The organism is Enterococcus sp. AZ140, assembly GCF_051714405.1.
GTDB classification, from domain to species: domain Bacteria; phylum Bacillota; class Bacilli; order Lactobacillales; family Enterococcaceae; genus Enterococcus_B; species Enterococcus_B pernyi.
Genome location: NZ_JBIORU010000001.1, coordinates 1001804 through 1021342 on the forward strand (window position 1 = coordinate 1001804; position 19539 = coordinate 1021342).

The following is a 19539-nucleotide window of genomic DNA, read 5'->3' on the forward strand; positions in this document are numbered from 1 at the left end:
AGTGAAACTATGGGACGTAAATGGGCCAATATCGTAGCTAAAAAAACAGCTAAAGATGCAAACAACAGCCGAGTTTATGCGAAGTTCGGAATTGAAATCTATGCAGCAGCAAAATCAGGTGATCCTGACCCACACGCTAACCAAAAACTACGTTTCGTCATTGAGCGCGCTAAAACTTACAATGTACCAAAACATATCATCGACCGAGCAATTGAAAAAGCAAAAGGTTCTGGGGATGAAACATACTCTGAATTGCGCTATGAAGGATTTGGACCAAATGGCTCAATGGTGATCGTAGACACATTGACCAACAACGTAAACCGCACAGCCGCTGATGTGCGTGCAGCATTCGGTAAAAACGGCGGAAATATGGGTGTCTCTGGGGCAGTATCTTATATGTTCGACAATACCGCGATTTTTGGTTTTGCCGGTGAAGATGCAGATGAGATCTTAGAATACTTGATGGAAAAGGACATCGATGTACGTGATGTCATGGAAGAAGATGGCCAAATCATCGTTTACGGAGAAGTGCCAGATTTCCACAGTATTCAAGAAGCACTAAAAGAAAAAGGCATCACTGACTTTTCAATTGCGGAGATCCAAATGATCCCTCAAAATGAAGTGACATTGACTGGCGAAGACTTGGAACAATTCGAAAAAATGATCGATGTATTAGAAGATCTAGAAGATGTCCAACATGTCTTCCATAATGTTGCCTTAGAAGATTAATCGAATAAAGCGGATAAAAGAGGTCGGAACAGAAGTGTTTAACCTCGAGAAATAAGGCGCCAGCCACGAAAATTGTTTTTCAAATTTTTGGGCTCTTTGTCAATAAGGACTGATGAGTTGCGAAAAATTAAATCTGGGTCAGAATGAACCACATTCTGGCTCAGATTTTTTGTTATCTAACTTTGATTAATTGATTGGTCAAAAAGATTCTAATTTTCATGTTCTCAAATGATCTAAATCCGTAGGATACTCGTTTCATCGTTTTTATGTGGGTATTCTTTGCTTCTATTTTTCCATTGGAGTAAGGATAAATCATCGCATTGGCGATGCCTTCTTCGTAGGTCAGTAGGTTTTGAAGTTTCTCACGAAAGCCGTCATCTAACGTTTCGGGAAGTTCTGCCAATAAGGAGAAAAACAAGTCAGGGTCTTTGTCTCGAAAAGCTTCAACTAATTCATGGAAAAAGGGATACGCCTCCTTTAGGGGCTTAGAAAAGCTAAGCAATCGATCAATCATCATTGCTTCAGTAAGAAATGGGTATTTAGGTGCTCGGAAACTTTTCCATGTTTTATACTCATAGTGATTAATGTTTGCACGATTTTTTAGCAGAAAGCGCCAGTTCTTTTTCAGTTTTTCTGCATGGCTTTTCTGTCCTGCTTTACGCAGTTCATTCATTTCACGGATACGCAACTCATTGAAAGCTTGATTCATGTGTTTGACAATATGGAACCGATCAATCACTACTTTCGCATTTGGCAGAACGCGTTTGGTGAGCTGGAAGTAGGCGGCGTTCATGTCTGTGACTAAGAATTTTACTTCTTCTGGATTGGTGCAGCCCAAGAAATAGTTTGTTAATCGAGGTAATTTACGAGTAGGTAAGATATCAATTAAATTACCTGTTTCTCCATCTGCGCAAATAAAGCTCATTTTATCTTCTATGGAAGTGTGCGAACGAAATTCATCAACCATCAATACTTTGGGGAGAATCCTCTTAGTGGGCTTTGGTAAATAGCTTTTAAACTCTTTCAATGTACGAATAACGGTAGTCAAAGATACCTGACAGCTTTTCGCAATAAAAGATAAAGAGACTTTTTCAGTCAGTAAAGAAGCAATTTTATATCTGACATGATCCGCAATTGAATGTCTTGGGCGTACAAAATAGCTTTGAGCAGTCCAATGGGTTCGACAGTTTTTACAGGTATAGCGTTGCTTTTTTAAGCGCATAACCATTGGCATATGATTGTATTGTTCAAAGCGGACAATGATTTCTTTCTTCCCATTTTTCACCACAATTGCTTTCCCATTTCCATCTACCACAGTAGAACCACAACTTCTACAGGCACAAGGATCAGGTGAGAGAATGGCATTAATGACCAATGTCTTTTCCTTATGAAAGATCTCGTAAGAGATCTCAGTAATCATCAAATCTTTATCTATTAATCTTAGCATTTTTTTGATAGAATCATTCATATAGCATATCGTCCTCTCAGTTGTTTATTTTGTGGTGATTTAATCATACTAGAGAACGATATGTTTTTTAATACCTAAAATGAAAATGGGACTGAAGAATCAATTTTGATTCATCAGTCCCATAAATTATAGAGCCAATTTTTGTGGCTGGCGCCTTATTTGTGAAGAGATACTTCTGTTCCCGCCGTTTGTTCAGTTTTAAGTGTTACGAGAGGATGAATGTCCAGACACTTTTTTATTTTCCTAAAAAAACAAATAGCTGTTATCCTGCTTAAAAACCTAATGTCATGTTTTGCTTTCGTACTTTTATTTATACGATTTTTTCGGAGAAGAGAAAATATCGGTGAGGCTAAAAAAGAAGTATAGTCATACGATATGAAAGAAAGAGAACAAATACAGAGTAGTTAAATTAAAAATCCTGTGTTATTTGTTACAGTTTTTTTGTGATTTATTATCATTTCTATTTCAACCTGTGTTATTATTAAAGTATCGTGAGTAAACGAATAGTAATTTGATGTAGGCGGGGAAAGAATAATGGAAGCAAAAATTAATCTAGAGCCTTTCGAACGTATTCTAAGCGGTTACCAAAAAGTAGAAGAGTTGGCAGTCAATATCACCGATTGCTCAAAGCTTGCACAAAAATATGCACCTTATGGGGTAGAAGGCTATCGTTTAGGAAACTATATAGGCACAGGCTATTTGAATCGTTATCTAGAATGTATGGTTGATCGCGCGCCCATGCTGATCTATAAAAAAAAATATTTGATTCCATTGCTTTTTCGACGTTCTGACTCAGCATTTCAGTTGTTTGAAGAAGATTATCGGATGGAAGCTTTCTTTTTATTATTGGACTGGAGTCTGAAGCATCAACCAGAAAAGATATTGATTGAAACAAGTCAAAAAGTTGATACGAAAAAAGAAAAAGTCATTGATACAGCTTATTTGGCTTTTCGTGTATCAGAAATATTGGATAGTGGGGGTTACCCGATCAGTAATTTCCAAACAGTCGAACAATTTATGGATTGGAATCGTATTTATCGTCTGATCGATAACGGAGGGATTGGTCGCCATAGTAAAGTATTTGACCCAGAATATCCCGAAAATATCGAAGAATTGCGAATGATCGTCTCACTTGTTCGTTTGAAATACCCAAACACAGAATTGATGTTATGATCGATAGATGAATAAAAAGAGGCAGAGACAGAAGTGTTTAGCCTCGAGAAATAAGGCGTCATCCACGAAAATTGTTTTTTCAATTTTTGTGGATGACGCCTTATTTTTTGAAGAGGTTACTTCTGTTCTCGCCGTATATTCAGTTTAAAGTGGTGCGAGAGGACTGATTCCCCTGATGCTTTTTATTTTTAATAACGAATCAATCTAAAGCGAGAGACTCATGACTTTCAGTAGCCAATGCTTGTAGAAAAGAAGCGTCTTTCGCTGATGTAAATAGGATCAATTCATGCATGGCACGCGTACACATTGTATATAAGATTTGTTTGTCATGACCAGAATTAAAATGTGCATCATCGACATTCCATAAAAAGACTCGGTCAAATTCTAATCCTTTTGCTAGATAAGCAGGAAGAAGAATAATCGAACGTTTCATAAAATCAGATTCATCAGCAATCAATTGGACTTGATCTTTCAGGGATACAGGCAATTGTTCATAGAGTGCTTCACATTCAGCGATCGTTTTACCAATGATCGCGGTACGCCAATATTTTGCTTGCTCTTTCGTGTCAATGATCGTTTGTTCCAACCAGTTGATTTTGCTTGCAGATGAATCACTTTGGACGATCAACGGTAGGCGACCTTCACGAGCCGTTGTTTCTACAAGATTGTCGTGAGCTAAGAAATGATTGGCAAAATCAGTGATCTGTTTCGTGGAGCGATAGCTCGTCGTCAATTGGAATTGGGTCACTTCTTTCTCTGGGAAAAGCGACTCTAACGAACCAGTGATCGTCTCGTTCCCAAAAACATTTTGGTTCAGATCCCCACAAAATGTTAGATTGGCAGTTGGATAGATTGATTGCAGCAATGCGACCTGCGAAGGAGCAAAATCTTGCATTTCATCAATGAAAATATACCTTGCCTTTTGTGTGACTGATACAGGATGGATTCGACGCATCAAGAGGAAGTACAAGACAGCGTCTTCCTGTGGCAATTCTCTTTTCCGTAAGTTCATTTTGACTTCTTGAAGATGTTCGTTCCAAGAAGTTTCGCTGATTCCATGTGCGGTTAACATCGTTTTAGGAATCGTTTGTAAAAAGTGAAGAAACTGTTTCGGTAAGTTGACGAATTGATAATGTAAAATTCCTCGGTGAACTTTACGGAATCTTTTTTTCACGATTTGATTCGTGAGTTTTTTACGCAATGATTTTTCTTTTTGTTCGGTGTATTCTAAATTTGGATCGGTTGCATATAGTTCTTGAAGTTGTTCTTCAGCAAGCTCTTTGACCCACTTCTGACGGGTTTCATCCTTTTGCAGACCGCCTAATTTTTTCAATAACTTTGTCTGTAATAAAGATAGACGTTGATGCAATGGAAGTAGTTCATTGGTTTCTTGGTACCATTTTCGGATCGCTTCTTTGGATAGGATCGTTCGACCATTGATTTTCATCTCACGGAACAATGGCCCAAAATCAGTGATCGTCTGGATGTAAGTCTCCAGGTGATCAACGAAAGTCAATCCGGATTTCAACGTTTTTATCGGGTCATCAGCACCAGAAAGGAAACCGACTTCTTGTTGTTCTTCTTCAGTCAACTCAAATTCAGGAACCAATTGCTGTAAATAATTTTTGAAGGTTTGTGTCGGAACACCACTTTCACCAAGAGATGGTAAAACAGTGGAGATGTAATCAGAAAACAGATGGTTTGGTGAGAACAATAAGACGTTCTCAGCATCCAGCCATTTCCGATTGTGATAAAGGATGAATGCGATACGTTGAAGTAATGCTGAAGTCTTACCGCTTCCAGCAATTCCTTCGATCAGCATCACTTTACTGTTGGTGTCACGGATAATGGCATTTTGTGCTTTTTGGATCGTCGACACGATGTTTTTCATGTGAGCACTTGATGCATCATCCAAGATTTCTAATAGAAAATCATCATTGATGACTTCAGATGTATCGACCATCGAGACGATTTTTCCTTCAACGATTTTGAACTGTCGTTTTAATAGAAGTTCGACGTCGATTTTTTCGACATCTGTTTCATAAAAAGCGGGGCCGATTTCTCCTTCGTAATACAAATTAGCGATCGGTGCACGCCAGTCGATCACGATGGTTTCTTCTTCTGTATCTCTCAATGAGGCGATTCCTAGATAGAGGGTTTCTTTTTCCGCTTCTTCTTTGAAATCGATGCGAGCAAAGTAAGGACTTTCTTTCATTACTTCTAATGTTTGTAGACGTTTTTGCTGAGATTCTAATGTATGGTATTTTAAAAGCAATTCTTGTTCATGTTGGCGGTATTCGACCACTGACTCATAAAAAGACTCGTTGGAGCCGCTACGTATTTTGTGATTGGCTGTTTCTTTTGTGGAGTCATTCATTTTTTCAGTCAAGTCGCTTAATTTGCGATTCAATAGGCGTTGTTCAAGTTGGATCATTTGTGTGGTTTCTTCCACATGCTGTTGTTCTAATTGTCTTTCATTCATTGCATCGTTTACTCCTTCCGCCGTAAATAACGAATTAAAAGTATAGCACAGTTTGACTAAAAAAGGTACACAAGTGAGTTAACTAAAAATAAACGTAAAACTACATGAGAGTGATAGTTGTTTTCATTTAGGGGTTTTTAGTTTAAATGGCTTTAGAGAACAGGTATTCTAAATGTGGAGAAAGGAGCTGAACGAAATGACACATTTTAAAAAATTTGCCATGACACTACTGATTGGAGTGGTGGCCCTCATCAGTGAGTTTATGTTCGACCGTCCTCGCCTTGCGTTTATGATCATTGCTATCACCGGTGGTACACTTGCCTTCTTGATGTTTATCGAAATGATCAAAACGCTGCGTTCAGGAAAATATGGGGTCGATATCTTAGCGATTACGGCTATTGTTGCGACGTTGCTCGTCAATGAATATTGGGCGAGTTTGATGATTTTGATCATGCTGACAGGTGGCGAAAGTTTGGAAGACTATGCGCAAAAAAAAGCAGGTCAGGAATTGCAATCCCTATTAGATAATACGCCAAGAACTGCCCATAAATTGCAAGGAGATCAACAACTTGATGTTGCGGTAGACACACTTGAGATCGGCGATCATCTGGTGATCAAACCAGGAGAAATCGTTCCAGCTGACGGACGAGTGATCATGGGGGAATCTACTTTTGACGAAGCATCACTGACTGGAGAAGCAAAACCGTTGAGCAAGAAAGTCGGTGATGAATTGATGTCCGGTTCGGTCAATGGGGACTCATCTGTCAAAATGGTGGTTGAGAAACGGGCAGAAGATAGCCAGTATCAATTAATTATCAAACTAGTAGAAGAATCGAAAGAAAAACCCGCACGTTTTGTCCGTCTAGCAGATCGTTATGCTGTTCCCTTTACTTTGATCGCTTACTTGATCGGCGGAATCGCTTGGTGGGCTAGTGGTGATCCTGTACGCTTTGCGCAAGTCTTAGTTGTAGCATCGCCATGTCCATTGATTTTGGCTGCACCTGTTGCTCTAGTAGCGGGAATGAGTCGTTCAAGTAAAAGTGGGATCGTTGTCAAGACTGGTACCGCTGTGGAAAAATTAGCAGAGACTAAAACGATTGCCTTTGATAAGACAGGAACAATCACCAAAGGGATGCTTGAAGTAACTGGTGTCGCTCCCGTTCAAGGGTTTTCAGAAGCGGAATTATTACGTGTGGCGGCGAGTGCGGAACAAGGCTCAGCCCATATCTTGGCCCGTTCCTTAGTTCAAGCAGTTCCCCAATTGTTGCCAGTCACTGATTTGAAAGAAATCTCAGGGCAAGGGATTACCGCTACGGTTGATGGCAGGCAGGTTAAAGTAGGGAATGCACGCTTTATTGATGTTCCAGAAGCTAAAACAGATACGACTGCGATCTATGTGGCGATTGATGAAAAATACGCCGGCACGATCTACTTCTCAGACACGATCCGTCCAGAAGCAAGTAAAACAATCGCTCGCTTGAAAGCTCAAGGCATCACCGACTTACTGATAGTGACTGGGGACGGACGTACTGTGGCAGAAGCAATTGCCGAGGAAGTTGGCTTGACCGAAGTTCATGCTCGTTGTTTACCACAAGATAAATTAACGATTTTAACTAGTATCCCCAAAGAAAAGCGGCCTGTCACGATGGTAGGAGATGGTGTCAATGATGCTCCTGCCTTGACTGTCGCAGATGTAGGCATCGCCATGGGCGCACATGGCTCAACTGCTGCAAGTGAAAGTGCAGATGTCGTCATTTTGAAAGATGATTTAGAACGAGTGGCAGAAGCAGTGATGATTTCTAGAGAAACGATGAAAGTAGCGAAACAATCTGTTTTGATTGGGATTTTTGTCTGTGTCTTTTTGATGATCGTTGCCAGTACAGGAGTCATTCCAGCATTGTTTGGCGCGATGCTTCAAGAAGTGGTTGATACAGTTTCCATTTTAAGTGCGTTACGTGCAAAAAAATCAGCGAAACAACAACCACATGCCATGATCACACAAAATTAAAGGCAAAATGATAAAAGAGACTTTTCAGCAAAATCTTTTTGCGGTATGATGCAAAGAGAGAAGCAATAGTTGATCAATAAAAAAGTGAACGATGAAAGGAAGTTGAAAACATGCCATTCGTACATGTTGAACTAGTCGAAGGACGTAGCCCAGAACAATTAGAAAACATGATGAAAGATATCACCGAGGCGGTCCATAAAAATACGCAAGCACCAAAAGAACACATTCATGTAATTATCAACGAAATGAAAAAAGGCACGTATGGTGTCAATGGTGAATGGAAAAAATAAGTGAATTCGAGACTTGATTTTTTGAAATAATAGTGGTTAAATAAACACATAGATGATTGATGAGAAAGACAACTGAATTTGAGAGTCTTCGATAAGAGAGGAAAAGCTAGGCTGAAACTTTTCCAGGAGAAAACCAAAGGATGACCACTTTCGAAACCTTTGTTGAAACAGAGGCGGTCGTACCGTTATCACGCTTGAGGAATACGCATGTCGTATTCAAAATTAGGTGGAACCACGAATTTTTCGTCCTAGTATCTGTACAGATACTAGGACTTTTTTTTATTGGTGGCGAAGCTAAAAACGGAAATTTAAAGGAGGAACCCCTATGATAAAAATGACATTTCCTGATGGTGCAGTCAAAGAGTTTGCGCCAGGGATCACCACTGCAGAAATTGCAGAAAGTATTTCTAAAAGTTTAGCCAAAAAAGCCTTAGCTGGAAAAGTGAATGGCGAACTGATCGACTTGAACCGCGGGATCGAAGAGGATGGCTCAATCGAGATTGTGACACCTGATCATGAGGACGCACTTGCTTTGATTCGTCATTCAAGTGCTCATTTGATGGCACAAGCCATGCGCCGTTTATATCCCAATATCCACTTTGGTGTAGGACCAGCAATCGATTCAGGATTTTACTATGATACTGATAACGGTGAGAGCCAAGTCAGTGTCGAAGACCTACCAGCGATCGAAGCGGAAATGATGGCGATCGTCAAAGAAAATTTGCCGATCGAACGTCGTGTGTTATCAAAACAAGAAGCATTAGAAATCTTTGCAAGTGACCCTTACAAAGTGGAACTGATCAGCGAATTACCAGAAGACGAAGTCATCACTGCCTACCAACAAGGAGAATTCATCGATTTATGCCGTGGGCCACATGTCCCATCAACTGGTCGTATCCAAGTCTTCAAATTATTATCTGTGGCAGGAGCTTACTGGCGTGGAAATTCAAATAACCAAATGATGCAACGTGTTTATGGAACAGCATTTTTTGATAAAAAAGCATTAAAAGCATTTATCCAAATGCGCGAAGAAGCAAAAGAAAGAGACCATCGCAAACTAGGTAAAGAGCTAGAATTATTCATGGTAGCTCCTGAAGTTGGCTCTGGTTTACCTTTCTGGTTACCAAAAGGTGCAACAATCCGTCGTACGATCGAACGATACATCGTAGATAAAGAAATCAGCTTAGGCTATCAACATGTGTATACACCGATCATGGGGGACGTAGAGTTATACAAAACTTCAGGCCACTGGGATCATTACCAAGAAGATATGTTCCCACCAATGGATATGGGAGATGGCGAGATGCTCGTGCTACGCCCAATGAACTGCCCACATCATATGATGGTCTACAAAAATACGATCCATTCTTACCGTGAGTTACCGATCCGTATCGCAGAACTTGGTATGATGCACCGTTATGAAAAATCAGGTGCGTTGTCTGGATTACAACGTGTACGTGAAATGACATTGAATGACGGACACACATTCGTTCGTCCTGATCAGATCAAAGATGAATTCAAACGTACGTTGGAGTTGATGGTCGCAGTTTACGCTGATTTCAATATTACAGACTATCGCTTCCGTTTAAGTTACCGTGATCCAAACAACACGGACAAATATTTTGACGATGATGCCATGTGGGAAAAAGCACAGATCATGTTAAAAGCTGCGATGGATGAAATGGAACTTGACTATTTCGAAGCGGAAGGAGAAGCAGCCTTCTATGGACCAAAATTAGATGTCCAAGTTAAAACAGCATTGGGAACAGAAGAAACATTATCAACGATCCAATTAGACTTCTTGTTACCAGAACGCTTTGATTTAACTTATGTAGGAGAAGATGGCGAAAATAATCATCGCCCAGTCGTTATCCACCGAGGCATCGTTTCAACAATGGAACGCTTTGTGGCATACTTGACAGAAGTATACAAAGGCGCATTCCCAACTTGGTTGGCACCGATCCAAGCAACGATCATCCCAGTTTCAGTTGATGCTCATTCAGATTACGCTTATGAAATCAAAGAACGTCTACAAATGAAAGGCTTGCGTGTAGAAGTCGACGATCGCAATGAAAAAATGGGCTATAAGATCCGTGCCTCACAAACGCAAAAAATCCCATACCAAATCGTAGTTGGGGATAAAGAAGTGGCAGATGCAACAGTCAATATCCGCCGATATGGTAGTAAAGAAACTGCTGTAGAGGACTTGAATATCTTTGTCGATGCAATGGCAGAAGAGGTTCATAATTACAGCCGTTAAGACGAGTTCGCAAGAGAACCAACGCCTAATTTAATAAAAACAGGAAGGACAACAAAGAATTGTTCCTTCCTGTTTTTTTATGGGGCACTTATTACACACGTCAAAACGCTAGATCGTGCTAAAAAAATGTATTAGATAAATAAGGGGGAACGTAGAGAATGTATCAACCGATCCAACCTCATCATCTGTTTCATCAAGCATATGAAGAAAAAATGCATTATAAAGAAACGGTTCTCCCAGACTTAGCAGATGTCTTGGTGTGTATGTGGGAGTCTATTTCATTTGACTTTAGCGGTACGGTCAACGACGTGATCATCGCCGACGGCTGCATTGATTTGATTGTCAATGTTTTGGAGCAATCTGTTTTCTATACTGGTTCAAGTAAAACGGACTTCAACTTTCTCTCAAGGTTTCCCGAACACTATATTGGTTTTCGCTTAAAGCCAGGCACTTTTTCTGCCTTAACTGGTCGAGAGGCAACAGCAGCGATGGATCAAGTGTTGTTCATTGAAGAAGTAGATATTGGGTTTGATACAACCCTTCTTTTTACGCTCACGATTGAAGAAATGAAAGAATCGCTGATCAGCTATTTATCCGGATTAGCCAAATGTATCTCTTCGACGGAATACATTCAGTTATTTGAAAAACTATATATAAAAAAATTAGCTTCCCCACAAGCATTATACGAATATATGAGGCTTAGTCCAAGGCATGTCCAACGGCTATTCAAAAAGCATTACGGTCTCACCCCACAATTGGCTCTATCGACCATAAAATTTCATCATAGTTTGACCATTTTATTAAAACAACCTGCCGATCGAAGGGAGCTTGTTGGAAATTATTATGACCAGTCCCATTTTATCAATGAGTTCAAAAAAAATATTGGCCTCACACCCATTGAGTTTGTTAAGTTGAGTGAGCAGCGAAAAATGTCGCTTCTATCCAATACGTTACTAACCTAAGTTGCTACAATAAAACTAACTTAAAAAAGGAGTGGTCGATAGATGAACTTTAATCAGGCAAAAATCGGGTTGTTGATTCAAAAAGATTATGGGGAATGTTATGATTTTTACACAAAAAAATTAGGATTGGTTCCTACATGGGGAGATCGAAAAGGTCCGTATATGTCATTTGCTATGGCAAAAGGAGAACCTAACTGTTTTGATATGACGTTAGCAAAAGAAATGTCTTTGGTCAAAGGGTATATACAGTCTGCTAAAAATGGAATATCTGATACAGTGGTGATCACATTACCTACGAAGGATATCCAAAAGGACTATGCGAAGTTAACCGCCAACGGTGTCACTTTTTTAGGTGAACCTCAGAAAATAGAGGCTTGGGGAGGATTTACCAGTGCCTACTTTAGAGACCCGGAAGGCAATTTGTTTGAACTGAATGATGGATATTAGTTTCTTTTTATATGTTGCTTCTTTCTTTTTTATTTTGTTTTTTATAGCTGGTTCTGTGAAATTCCATAAATGATAAGTCAAAAGAAACCAAGATAAGGGTGTGACATGTTGCCACTTATACCTTGGCTTCTTTTTTTAGCGATTGATTTTTAGGAATAACAGTAATCGGTTGAGCAGGCAGAGAACAAAGGATATTCTCTATTTTCTTGTTTAGTATGAGAATTGTTTGCCTTTGAGTATGATATAATGACATAGACATTTAGAAAAAGGGATGTGTATGAGATGAGTGTATTGAGTCGCATTGAAAGTATGATGAATGACTATTCTTCTGCCGAAAGAAAACTAGCAGATTATATCGTAACACATGTAGAAAAAATACCAACGATGACAGCCAATGAGTTAGCAGAAGCGGCGGGCCTGAGCGCTCCCACAGTTGTTCGTTTCTCCAAAAAACTTGGCTTTCAAAGTTTAACGGATTTTAAAATCACTATTTCCACCGAATTACAAGCAGGTATCGTGGAAGGATTCAGCGATATTGAACCAAATGAATCATTTTATTCAATCAAACATAAATTAGGGAATAATGCGCAAGTAGCGATCAAAGAAACTGTGGATATTTTAGAAGAGGAGATGATCCAACGTGTCGTTGAGCGTCTGGAAGAAGCACAAACAGTTTATCTATATGGTGTGGGCGCATCTTCTTTAGTCGTTGAGGATATCCTCCAAAAATGGTCTCGTGTAGGAAAACCAATCATTTTTGAAAAAGACATCCACGTCTTATTGCCACAATTAGTGAGTAATGAAACAAAAAAAGTGCTATGGCTTGTCTCTAACTCAGGAAACAGCAAAGAAGTGGTGATGATCGGACAGTTAGCCAAAGAAATGGGAATCGATATTATCGCATTGACTCAATTTGGAAATAACCGATTAAGTAAATTGGCGGATGTCGTTGTCCAGACATCAAGACCAAAAGAAATCACGAACCGAAGTGCAGCAACTAACTCATTATTGGCTCAATTTGCAACGATTGATATCATTTTTTATCTTTATATGGCAAAGAATGAAAAATTAACCGAGAAAGTCACTCAAACCAAAGAAGTGATCAAAAATTATGTCAAACAAAAATGAAATAACAGATGATAGTTTTCCACAATGTCATATTTGTTTCCATTGTTTCACAGTAAAAGAAAACTTTATTTTCAAAAATAACCATATTTTTTAAAGTTTTTTAGAATCTATTTGTGTGACACATTGCTTGTTTGTGAAACAAACTAGTCTTTTTTGGGTCGAGAATTAAAGAATTTCTTGCGGATCAGGATTTTACTTTTTAATTTTGTTTTTTTTAGGTACAATGGAGCCTATAAGTAGGCGAAAAAGAAGGAATGATGAAAAGTTTTATGAAAAAAAATACAAATAATTCTTGGTTAGATCGAATAAAAAAAGGAACACAAGAACCAAAAAATAAAACGTTTCGACGGTCACATGTTCCCTTTCGTTTAAATTTCCTTTTTTTCATTATATTTACGTTGTTCGTGTCATTGATTGCTCGATTAGGTTATTTGCAGATCGTAAACAGTGAGGAACTAGAAGCAAAAGTCAAATCATCTTCGTCTCTAACGGTACAAGTAAGTTCACCCCGAGGCATGATCTACGATGCCACCGGGAAAGCTTTGGTGACAAACCAAGCCAACCAAGCAATCACATTCACGAGAGGCAGAAATATGACAGCGGAGGATTTGCTGAAAACAGCAAATACCTTGACACAGTTGATCGATATGCCAGTGGATGAAAACTTGACTACACGTGATAAGAAGGATTTTTGGTTAGCAGATCCCGATCATTTGAAAGCTGCGACTGAACGCCTATCGGCAAAAGAAAAAAGCTTGAGTACGAGTGAGCAATACCAAGCAACTGTAGATAAAGTGACAGATGAGGAAATCAATTTCAATGAGGAACAATTGAAAGCAGCAACGATTTTTAAACGAATGAATAATGCGTATGAACTGAATACTGTTTTCATCAAAAATTCTGGTGTTACAGATCAAGAATTGGCGATCGTGGCAGAACATGCATCAGACCTGCCAGGTGTTTCAACAGGAACTGACTGGGTACGCCAGTATAATGCGGCGGATTCCATAAAGAGTATTCTAGGAAGCGTAACATCAGAAAAACAAGGCTTACCTGCCGATCAAGTGGAAGAATTCTTGGCAAAAGGCTACTCACGTAATGACCGAGTAGGCCAAAGCTATTTAGAAAAACAATATGAAGATGTCTTGCAAGGCACAAAGACACAATATGAAATCACTTTAGATAACAATGGAAATGTCATCCAACAAAAAGAATTGTATGCAGGAGAAAAAGGATCAAATTTGATGTTATCGATCAATGCAGAGTTCCAAGCGAAGGTCGAAGAGATTCTTAGAAACAATTATCAAAAATTAGTCGATAATGGAAAAGCCCAATACTCACCAGGTGCGTATGTAGTCGCGATGAATCCTCAAACAGGTGAAGTATTAGCGATGACGGGTTTCAGCCATGAGCAAGGCTCAAAAGAGTTGACTGAAAATGCCCTTGGTACGATCACGAATGCCTTTGTTCCAGGATCTGTTGTAAAGGCAGGTACGTTAGCCGCCGGTTGGCAAAGTGGCGTGATCAGCGGTAATCAAGTATTAGTAGATGAACCGATTCGATTACAAGGCTCTTCAGAAAAAAGCTCCGTCTTCAATCGTACTGGATCTGTACCTTTGGATGTGGTCCAAGCGTTAGAGCTTTCATCAAATACCTATATGATCAAAGTAGCGTTGAAGATGCTAGGGTTAGAGTACGTACCAAATATGGGCTTACCTAGTCTAAGTGAAGAGGCACAAGCGTATGAACAATTGCGTGACGGCTTTAAACAATTTGGACTTGGAACAGTCACAGGGATCGATTTACCAAATGAGTCTGCGGGGATCTCACACTCTGTTGAATACATGAAGAAATTCAATGCAGACAACGGACAAGACTGGTTCACACCAGGAAACTTTACTGACTTGGCATTTGGCCAGTTCGATACGTATACCCCGATCCAGTTAGCGCAATATGCAGCAACGGTCGCAAACGGTGGAAAAAGAATCCAACCACGCATTGTCAAAGGCATTTACGGGAACGACGAGAATGGTAACTTAGGTGAAGTGAAAAAAGAGATGGAACCAGTTGTCGAAAATACAGTAGACGTGTCTCCTGAAGAGATGGCCCTTTTACGTGAAGGATTCCATCAAGTAGTCCATGGAACAAATGCCTACACGACTGCTCGATCATTAGCAGATGCAAAAATGGATCTTTCTGCTAAAACAGGGACAGCCGAAACAGTCGCTGAAGGTCATCCCGATATCGTAACAGTCAATAGTAATATTGTGGCTTACGGACCAACAGAAAATCCTGAGATTGCGGTAAGTGTTGTCTTACCAAACCTGCTAGATGAAAAAGACCATATGAATTCGGTCATAGCCAAAGAAATCATGAATGCTTATTACGATATGTTCATGGCAAATAGATAAAAAAATAGTTCAGAAGATATGTAACGTATCTTCTGAACTATTTTTTTATAATGAAAGTAATTTTTCAAGGTAATTCGCCAAACCGTCTTCTTCATTCGTTTGTTCAGTGACATCGTTGGCTACGCCTTTTAGTTGCTCAGTCCCATTAGCCATTGCCACACCCCAGCCCGCATATTCAAGAAGTTCTAAGTCATTGTGTTCATCACCAAAAGCAATCACATCTTTTTGTTCGATCGATAGATAATTCGCTACTTGATGGATTCCTTTCGCTTTTTCGATCCCTTTTGAAACAATCTCCAGTATCGCCATTGGGCCACCCCAAGTCCTTACATCGACATGCTTCCCAAATTGACGTGTTAGTTCGGCAGAAACTTGTTCAGCATATTGTTTTTCTGTACGTACCAATAAGGACGTAGGGTTAGTTGTTAGATTTCGTGGAGACAGTAGGTTTTCTGGTTTAGGATTTGGTGAAGCAAAGAATTTTGCGTCAAAAAAATCAAAAGTATCGATAAAGAAAGTGTCGCGATTCTCCGCAGCAATAAAATCTAGATTCAATTGATTTTTTTGCGCTAAGATCTCAAAAACAATCTCTTTATTGATCAATGTTTCTTGCTCCCCAGCCCATTGTTGGTTTGGGATATGCACAAGCGCACCGTTAAAGTTGACCATCGGTGTTGTCAATTCTAACTGTTGATAATATTGATAACTCATTCGATAAGGACGTCCTGTTGCAATACTGACATGATGGCCAGCATCAATGGCTTTTCTCAATGTTTCTTGGGTTTTAGAAGTAATGATCGACTCAGGATTCAACGTTGTTCCATCCAAGTCGATCGCAATCAATTTTTTGTTCAATGCTGTCATTCCTTTCAAACAACGATTTGTTTTAGTCTAGCATATTTCAATGAATAAACAAGGTGCAGATCTTTCTGAAAAATAATTGATTTGAAGCAAAAATAGAAAATAAGAAACGAAATCAACCTAAACACGAACGTTAAAAGATAAAAATGACATTTCATAAAGTTTTGTGTTGAAAAACGAATGAAATGTCTATATAATCTATAAATGTTCGACGGAAAATTATATTTGGATTTATTTTTACATATTATATAGTCCGTTAGAAAAAATCAGGGAGTGGAAATTTTTATGGAAAAGTTTTTCCAACTAAAGAAAAATAATACAAATGTACCAACAGAAATAATGGCTGGTGTAACAACGTTTTTTGCCATGAGTTATATATTATTTGTTAATCCGACGATCTTGTCAGCTGCTGGCATGCCATTTCAGGCAGTCTTTTTAGCGACGATCATTGCTTCGATCATCGGTACTTTAGTTATGGGATTGTTTGCTAATGTGCCTTATGCACAAGCCCCAGGAATGGGTTTGAATGCTTTCTTCACATTTACAGTTGTTTTTGGGTTAGGTTATTCTTGGCAAGAAGCATTAGCCATGGTCTTTATTTGTGGGTTGATTAATGTATTTATTACAGTAACAAATATTCGGAAAATGATCATCCATGCCATTCCTGAGAGTTTACAACATGCAATCGGCGGTGGTATTGGGATTTTTGTTGCATACGTTGGGATCAAAAATGCTGGATTTTTGTCTTTCTCTGCAGATCAATCAGCGATAACTAGTTCTGTGGTTGATAATGGTCAAGTGACGAATGTGACGATCAACGGTGGCATCGTTCCAGAACTTGCAAACTTCAATAATGCGCCGATCCTACTAGCTGTCATTGGATTAGTTTTGACATCGATCTTAGTTGTTAAAAATGTTCGTGGTGCAATCTTGATCGGTATCGTAGTAACAACGATCATCGGGATCTTGATGGGTGTTGTGGATCTAGGAACGATCGATTGGGAACAAAATTCTTTAGGCAATTCAATCAATGAACTAGGCACGACGTTTGGTGCAGCATTTGGTGCGGAAGGGATGCAATCTTTATTCAGCGATAGCTCTAAGATCCCACAAGTCCTGATGACGATCATTGCCTTTAGTTTATCCGATACATTTGATACGATCGGTACGTTCATCGGTACTGGACGGCGTACAGGTATTTTCTCTAAAGAAGATGAGGAAGCTTTGGAAGATGGACGAGGATTCAAAACTAAAATGGATAAAGCGTTGTTCGCTGACGCAATCGCAACATCGATCGGTGCGATTTTCGGAACATCGAATACAACGACTTATGTCGAATCAGCAGCTGGTATTGGCGCTGGTGGTCGTACAGGTTTGACTTCAGTTGTCGTAGCCGCATTATTTGCTTTAAGTAGCTTATTTTCTCCACTGATCGCTATTGTACCGGCACAAGCAACTGCACCAGCATTGATCTTAGTTGGTGTGATGATGATGGCTTCGTTTGCTGATATCAATTGGTTAGATATGGAAGAAGCATTACCTGCCTTTTTTGCTTCGATCTTCATGGGATTAGCTTACAGCATCTCTTACGGAATCGCTGCTGGTTTTATCTTCTACACGATCATGAAAGTGATCAAAGGCAAAACAAACGAGATTTCAATTGCTTTATGGGTTGTTGATATTTTATTCATTCTCAACTTCGTCATTTTAGCAATCATTTAAAAGACATTTTTAATAGGAGTGAAGAGTAGGCTAACTCTTTGCTCCTATTTTATTTGGTCTATGTCCTCTTTGACAAAAATGAATGATACTGGCACATACGTTGCACACACGTACAAAAATAGGTATGATAATAGAGACGAAAGAAGGGTGATAGATGAAGGTTCAATGGAGAAAAAATTTATTCGTAGCTTGGATAGGCTGCTTTTTTACTGGTTCAAGTATCAGTTTAGTCATGCCGTTCATTCCAGTTTACGTCGAACAACTAGGTACACCTAAGGATCAAATTGAATTATTTTCAGGATTAGCGATTTCAGTAACAGCCTTTGCTGCGGCGATCGTTGCGCCTATTTGGGGAAATCTAGCCGATCGAAAAGGACGGAAAATGATGATGATCCGGGCAGCAGCAGGTATGACGATCACTATGGGATCACTAGCTTTTGTCCCAAATGCTTATTGGCTTTTAGTCATGCGTTTCTTTAATGGGATTTTATCTGGATACATACCTAATGCGACAGCGATGATTGCTTCACAAGCGCCTAAAGAGAAAAGTGGTTGGGCGTTAGGCACGCTTTCTACTGGTGCAGTGGCAGGGACACTGATTGGTCCGTCAATGGGAGGCGCTTTGGCGCAATGGTTCGGAATGGAAAATGTTTTTTTGATTACTGGAGGGTTATTACTGATCACCACGATCTTAACGATTTTCATGGTAAAAGAAGATTTCCAACCGGTAGAGAAAAAAGATATGATCAGTACCAAAGAAGTTTTTGCTAAAATGGATCACTTTTCTGTGTTGGTCGGTTTATTTGTTACTACTCTGATCTTACAGTTAGGGATCACCACGATCAGTCCAATCTTGACATTGTACATTCGGGAATTGAGTGGTGACACATCAAATATCTTATTTGTTAGTGGATTGATTGTTTCAGTATCAGGTGTTTCAGCAGTATTTTCTTCTCCAAGACTGGGGAAATTAGGGGATAAGATCGGAAATCAGAAGGTGCTGTTAGCAGGTTTGGTACTTTCGTTTTGTTGTTACTTACCAATGGCATTTGTGACTACGCCCTTACAATTAGGGATCTTACGTTTTATATTAGGTTTTTCGACAGGTGCGTTGATGCCATCGATCAATACATTGATCAGCAAGATCACACCAGAAGAAGGTGTCAGTCGCGTATACAGCTATAACCAAATGTTTACGAACTTTGGTCAAGTACTAGGACCGATGTTAGGTTCGACAGTCGCCCATGCGTACAATTATAGTACAGTGTTTATTGTGACTAGTCTCTTTGTTCTGACGAATATTCTTTTATCACTATTTAATTTTAGAAAAGTACTTCATCAAAAACTATGATCAAGAAAAAAACAGATTGGAGTATTTCTCCAATCTGTTCGGCTTTTATGAATGTGAAGCGGACGAAGTTTCTTTTTTAGGTGTTGCAACAGCGCTGATCAAAATGACGATCAATCCTGCAACCAATGAAATAATAGTCGTCATGGTAAAATCATATGGGCTACTAGACAATGCACCACCGATATAGCCAACCACTTGACCTAAAATGACTGCCCAAAATAATGTGACGATATATCGCATATCAAAC

At 39.4% G+C, this 19539-nt stretch carries 15 protein-coding genes; 11 read left to right on the top strand and 4 right to left on the bottom strand.

Annotated features, from left to right (window positions below; genetic code table 11):
• Positions 1-9 precede the first annotated feature (9 nt).
• Entirely contained in the window at positions 10-729 is a 720-nt protein-coding gene (locus IGJ39_RS04770) for a YebC/PmpR family DNA-binding transcriptional regulator (RefSeq protein ID WP_029594248.1), read from the top strand.
• 172 nt (positions 730-901) lie between these two features.
• Here IGJ39_RS04770 and IGJ39_RS04775 read toward each other — a convergent pair whose 3' ends face one another.
• Positions 902-2197 carry an ISL3 family transposase gene (locus IGJ39_RS04775; protein WP_195339621.1) on the bottom strand — a complete coding sequence of 432 codons (1296 nt, stop codon included), beginning with the start codon at positions 2195-2197 and terminating at the stop codon, positions 902-904.
• A 534-nt stretch (positions 2198-2731) separates the two neighbouring features.
• Between IGJ39_RS04775 and IGJ39_RS04780 the strand changes: the two genes are divergently transcribed.
• A complete protein-coding gene (locus tag IGJ39_RS04780) occupies positions 2732-3370 on the top strand; it encodes a hypothetical protein (RefSeq protein WP_019724515.1) in 639 nt (212 codons plus the stop codon).
• 199 nt (positions 3371-3569) lie between these two features.
• Here the strand turns inward: IGJ39_RS04780 and helD are convergent, their stop codons facing one another.
• Complete coding sequence (gene helD, locus IGJ39_RS04785) at positions 3570-5852, bottom strand: RNA polymerase recycling motor HelD (RefSeq protein ID WP_195339606.1); 2283 nt, start codon at positions 5850-5852, stop codon at positions 3570-3572.
• Positions 5853-6048: 196 nt separating this feature from the next.
• Between helD and IGJ39_RS04790 the strand changes: the two genes are divergently transcribed.
• From IGJ39_RS04790 to IGJ39_RS04820, 7 genes are all read left to right on the top strand, one after another.
• Entirely contained in the window at positions 6049-7860 is a 1812-nt protein-coding gene (locus tag IGJ39_RS04790; protein ID WP_195339605.1) for a heavy metal translocating P-type ATPase, read from the top strand.
• Between the two features lie 110 nt (positions 7861-7970).
• Positions 7971-8150, top strand: coding sequence for a 2-hydroxymuconate tautomerase (locus IGJ39_RS04795; protein ID WP_002287649.1), 180 nt, complete (start codon positions 7971-7973; stop codon positions 8148-8150).
• 325 nt (positions 8151-8475) lie between these two features.
• A complete protein-coding gene (gene thrS, locus IGJ39_RS04800) occupies positions 8476-10410 on the top strand; it encodes a threonine--tRNA ligase (RefSeq protein WP_195476288.1) in 1935 nt (644 codons plus the stop codon).
• A gap of 158 nt (positions 10411-10568) precedes the next feature.
• Positions 10569-11372 carry an AraC family transcriptional regulator gene (locus IGJ39_RS04805; RefSeq protein WP_195339603.1) on the top strand — a complete coding sequence of 268 codons (804 nt, stop codon included), beginning with the start codon at positions 10569-10571 and terminating at the stop codon, positions 11370-11372.
• A gap of 42 nt (positions 11373-11414) precedes the next feature.
• Positions 11415-11819, top strand: a complete 405-nt coding sequence (locus IGJ39_RS04810) for a VOC family protein (protein ID WP_195339602.1) — start codon at positions 11415-11417, stop codon at positions 11817-11819.
• Between the two features lie 282 nt (positions 11820-12101).
• Complete coding sequence (locus tag IGJ39_RS04815) at positions 12102-12947, top strand: MurR/RpiR family transcriptional regulator (RefSeq protein WP_195339601.1); 846 nt, start codon at positions 12102-12104, stop codon at positions 12945-12947.
• Between the two features lie 254 nt (positions 12948-13201).
• Positions 13202-15358 (top strand): peptidoglycan D,D-transpeptidase FtsI family protein, encoded by a 2157-nt coding sequence (locus IGJ39_RS04820; protein WP_066025705.1) that lies wholly within the window; start codon positions 13202-13204, stop codon positions 15356-15358.
• A 45-nt stretch (positions 15359-15403) separates the two neighbouring features.
• Here IGJ39_RS04820 and IGJ39_RS04825 read toward each other — a convergent pair whose 3' ends face one another.
• Positions 15404-16213, bottom strand: a complete 810-nt coding sequence (locus IGJ39_RS04825) for a Cof-type HAD-IIB family hydrolase (RefSeq protein WP_010735846.1) — start codon at positions 16211-16213, stop codon at positions 15404-15406.
• Positions 16214-16504: 291 nt separating this feature from the next.
• Here IGJ39_RS04825 and IGJ39_RS04830 point away from each other — a divergent pair, with 291 nt between their 5' ends.
• Both IGJ39_RS04830 and IGJ39_RS04835 read left to right on the top strand, forming a co-directional pair.
• On the top strand, positions 16505-17941 hold the full coding sequence (locus tag IGJ39_RS04830; protein WP_019723063.1) for an NCS2 family permease: 1437 nt from the start codon (positions 16505-16507) through the stop codon (positions 17939-17941).
• Positions 17942-18095: 154 nt separating this feature from the next.
• Positions 18096-19292 carry a multidrug efflux MFS transporter gene (locus IGJ39_RS04835; RefSeq protein ID WP_010735844.1) on the top strand — a complete coding sequence of 399 codons (1197 nt, stop codon included), beginning with the start codon at positions 18096-18098 and terminating at the stop codon, positions 19290-19292.
• A gap of 45 nt (positions 19293-19337) precedes the next feature.
• On the opposite strand, the gene IGJ39_RS04840 is transcribed toward IGJ39_RS04835, so the two are convergent.
• The gene (locus IGJ39_RS04840) at positions 19338-19532 is read right to left on the bottom strand and encodes a YjzD family protein (RefSeq protein WP_010735843.1); all 195 of its coding nucleotides are present in this window, start codon (positions 19530-19532) and stop codon (positions 19338-19340) included.
• Positions 19533-19539: the final 7 nt, after the last annotated feature.